The 4,037-nt window shown below is 70.1% G+C and carries 4 protein-coding genes; 1 reads left to right on the plus strand and 3 read right to left on the minus strand.

The window, feature by feature from the left end:
* On the plus strand, positions 1-546 hold a 546-nt coding region (locus ACOADB_RS28285; protein WP_378607049.1), incomplete at its 5' end, for a class I SAM-dependent methyltransferase.
* 7 nt (positions 547-553) lie between these two features.
* Here ACOADB_RS28285 and ACOADB_RS28290 read toward each other — a convergent pair.
* The 3 genes from ACOADB_RS28290 to mfd all read right to left on the minus strand — a co-directional run.
* On the minus strand, positions 554-1,174 hold the full coding sequence (locus ACOADB_RS28290) for a MazG nucleotide pyrophosphohydrolase domain-containing protein (RefSeq protein WP_378607052.1): 621 nt from the start codon (positions 1,172-1,174) through the stop codon (positions 554-556).
* Positions 1,175-1,176: 2 nt separating this feature from the next.
* Complete coding sequence (locus tag ACOADB_RS28295) at positions 1,177-1,914, minus strand: hypothetical protein (RefSeq protein ID WP_378607055.1); 738 nt, start codon at positions 1,912-1,914, stop codon at positions 1,177-1,179.
* A 2-nt stretch (positions 1,915-1,916) separates the two neighbouring features.
* On the minus strand, positions 1,917-4,037 hold a 2,121-nt coding region (mfd, locus tag ACOADB_RS28300; protein ID WP_378607058.1), incomplete at its 5' end, for a transcription-repair coupling factor.

Consider the following 4,037-nt stretch of genomic DNA (forward strand, 5'->3'; position numbering starts at 1 on the left):
GCGACCGCGGCAACCGTCGTCGGGGCCGACGTCCGGCTGGCGAAGGCCGAGGCGTTGCCCTTCGCCGACGCCACCTTCGACGCGGTCCTCGCCCAGCTGGTCGTCCACTTCATGCGTGACCCCGCGGCCGGGATAGCGGAGATGGCACGGGTCACCCGACCCGGCGGCCGGGTCAGCGCCTGCGTCTGGGACCACGCCGGCGGCACCGGTCCCCTGACGTCGTTCTGGGAGGTCGCGAAGCGCGCCGACCCGACGACGGCTGACGAGGGCGCCCTGCCCGGCACTGCGTCGGGACAGCTCGCCGCCCTGCTCGACGGCGCCTCACTCCACGAGGTCGTCGAGACGTCACTGGACGTCGAGGTCTCGTTCGCGACGTTCGACGAGTGGTGGGAGCCCTTCACCCTCGGCGTCGGACCGGCGGGCCAGCACGTCGCGAACCTGGACCATGACGGGCGGGCGCTGCTGGTGGAGATGCTCCGCGCGGAGCTCGGCGAGGGCCCGTTCACCGTCCGGGCCAGCGCGTGGGCGGCCACGGGGCTCCGCTGAGGAGCACCTACAACCGCTTGCGTACGACGTCCCGCAGCGCCTGCTCGGGATCGACACCCGCGGCACGCGACTCGGCCACCAGCGCCAGCAGGCGTTCTCCGATGTCCTCGGCGGCCGGATCGACATCGGCCGGTTCACCCTCGCGGGCCAGCCGCTCGAGCACCTTGTCGGCGTACAACAACGCAGGGAGGGCGGACGGCAGCCCCTCGGCCACGGCGGCCTTCGCACGCTCGGTGGCCTTGACCTGCTGCCACAGCTCATTGACTGCCTCAGCGTCCAGGGCCTGGTCGTCCGCCCTCGGAGCGAACACGTGCGGGTTGCGCCGCCGCATCTTGGCGGTGATGCCCTCGGCGACATCGGCCAGGTCGAAGTCGCCACGCTCCTCCGCGATCACGGCATGGAAGACCACCTGCAGCAGCACGTCGCCGAGCTCCTCGGCCAGGTGCGACCAGTCCCCCGACACCTCACCGGCGTCGATCGCGTCGACGGTCTCGTAGGTCTCCTCGAGGAGGTAGCGGACCAGCGAGCGGTGGGTCTGCTCCTGCTTCCACGGGCATTCGGCCCGCAACCGGCGCATCACGGCCACGAACTCGGCAACGGCCGAGGAGGAGTCCGGGCCGGCCGACACGGTCAGGCTCCCGGCACCGCGGGCGCCGGCGGCGTTTCAGGTCCGCAGCGCTGGTCGGCCGGAAGCGCGTTGACCTGTTCGGCCGTCAGCTTGCTGGTGTCGACCACCGAGCCGGCTTCCTGGCTGACCGGGATCGAGAGCGCGTCGCCGTCGAAGTAGCCGGTCTCGGGGTTGTACTCGCCGAACACGGGGTTCAGCTCCGGCTCGTGCTCCGCCAGCCAGTCGTCGGCGATCGAGACGCCGACGTTGATGGCCTGCTCGCCGGACACGGACTGGCCCGTCTCCTTGAGCACGGTCGCGGCTCCGACCTTCTCGGCGGTCGTCGACAACCGCAGCTGCACCCAGGTCAGCCATTCGAACGAGTCGTAGTTGTCGTCGTCGACCTCGCCCAGCTCCATCCACAGTCCTTCGACCGTCGAGCGGTCGATCGCCTCGGGCGGCAGCGACAGGCCCATCTCCGTGGCGAGCGAGTCGATGGCGACCGCGCGCGTCCAGCCCTGGGCGAACTGACCGCGCACCAGCGCCGTCGGGACGGCGGAGAACTGCTCGTTGCTGGCGAGCAGGTCGCAGTAGTCCTCGACGGCCTGGTCGACCTGGCTCAGCTCGAGGGTCTGGCCATCCACCTCGGCGGCCACGCCCGGCCGGGCACCGTCGTCGGTCAGGCCACAGCCGGCCGCCATCAACGCCACCGCCGCGAGGGCAGCAGCCGTCCGGAAGGTCACTGGGCTGGGAGGACGCACGCTTACTCCTTGGGATCGATGACCGAGTCGATGACCAGTCGAGCCCATTCAAGCAGGGCGATCCCCTCGAGCGGGCGCCCCGTCTGCCCGGGAGTGCCGGGGCGTGGCACGAGGATCGTCTCCAGCTGGCTCTTGACGATCGACTTCGGGAACATCCGGTTCAGCCTGATCGTCCGTGACTCCGGGAGCACGACGGGCGCGAACCGCACGTTCTTGCCGACCGTCGAGATCTCGCGGATGCCGGCAGCGCGCACCCGCGCGCGGAACCGGGCCACCAGCAGCAACGCCGAGACCTGCTCCGGCGGCTCGCCGTACCGGTCGTCGAGCTCGGCGATGATCTCGTCCACGTCGGCGTCGGTGCGGACCTCGGCCAGGCGCTTGTACATCTCCAGCCGCAACCGCTCGCTGGGGATGTAGTCGTGCGGCAGGTGGGCCTCGACCGGCAGCTCGATGCGCACCTCCTCCAACACCTCGGGAGCGCCGCCGTCGTCGCGGAAGTCGCGCACCGCCTCGCCGACCAGCCGGACGTAGAGGTCGAAGCCGACGTCGGCGATGTGGCCGGACTGCTCGCCGCCGAGCAGGTTGCCCGCACCACGGATCTCGAGGTCCTTCATCGCGATCGCCATGCCGCCACCGAGGTCGGAGTGCTGCGCCAGGGTGGCGAGCCGCTCATGCGCGGTCTCGGTGAGCGGCTTCTCGGTCGGGTAGAGGAAGTACGCGTAGGCACGCTCCCGGGAGCGACCCACCCGGCCACGCAGCTGGTGGAGCTGGCTCAGGCCGAGCGTGTCGGCGCGCTCGATGATCATCGTGTTGGCGTTGGAGACGTCGAGACCCGACTCGACGATCGTCGTACAGACCAGGACGTCGAAGCGCTTCTCCCAGAAGTCGAGCATCACCTGCTCGAGCTGGTGCTCGCCCATCTGGCCGTGCGCGGTGGCGACCCGCGCATCGGGGATGAGCTCGCGCAGCTTGGCGGCAGCCTTCTCGATCGAGTTCACCCGGTTGTGGATGTAGAAGACCTGGCCGTCGCGCAGCAGCTCGCGACGAACGGCGGCGACGACCTGGCGGTCCTCGTAGCCGCCGACGTACGTCAGCACCGGGTGGCGTTCCTCGGGCGGCGTGGTGATCGTCGACATCTCGCGGATGCCGGTGATCGCCATCTCGAGCGTGCGCGGGATCGGCGTCGCGCTCATCGACAGCACGTCGACCGAGGTGCGCAGCCGCTTCATCGCTTCCTTGTGCTCGACACCGAAGCGCTGCTCCTCGTCGACGATGATCAGGCCGAGGTCCTTGAACCGGATGTCCGCGTTGAACAGGCGGTGGGTGCCGACCACGACGTCGACGGTGCCGTCGGTCAGGCCGGCCATCACGGCCGCCGCTTCCTTGTCGGTCTGGAACCGGCTCAACGGCTTGAGGTTGATCGGGAAGCCGCTCATCCGCTCGCTGAACGTCGCGAGGTGCTGGCTGACGAGCAGCGTCGTCGGCACGAGGACGGCGACCTGCTTGCCGTCCTGCACCGCCTTGAACGCAGCCCGTACGGCGATCTCGGTCTTGCCGTAGCCGACGTCGCCGCAGACCAGCCGGTCCATCGGCACCGTCCGCTCCATGTCGCCCTTGACCTCGTCGACGGTGGTCAGCTGGTCCGGCGTCTCGTGGAACGGGAAGGCGTCCTCGAGCTCGCGCTGCCACGGGGTGTCCGGTCCGAAGGCGTGGCCCTTGGTGGCCTGCCGGGCGGCGTACAGCTTGATCAGCTCCGCGGCGATCTCGCGGACCGCCTTGCGTGCGCGGTTCTTCCGCTTGGTCCAGTCGCCGCCACCGAGCCGGTCGAGGCTGGGCTGCTCGCCACCGACGTACCGGGTGATCTGGTCGAGGGTGTCGGCGGGGACGTAGAGCCGGTCCGGCGGGCCGCCGCGCTTCGAGGGCCCGTACTCGAGCAGCAGGTACTCACGGACCGCCCCGTGCACCTCACGCTGCTTCATCTCGACGAAGCGTCCGACGCCGTGCTGCTCGTGGACGACGTAGTCGCCGGCCTTCAGCTCGAGCGGATCGATCTGCTTCTTGCGGCGCACCGGCATGGCGCCCTTGTCGCGCATGGACGCCTTGCTGCCGACGATGTCCTCACC

The sequence above is a fragment of the Nocardioides sp. CPCC 206348 genome (assembly GCF_048654705.1).
Classification (GTDB): Bacteria; Actinomycetota; Actinomycetes; order Propionibacteriales; family Nocardioidaceae; genus Nocardioides.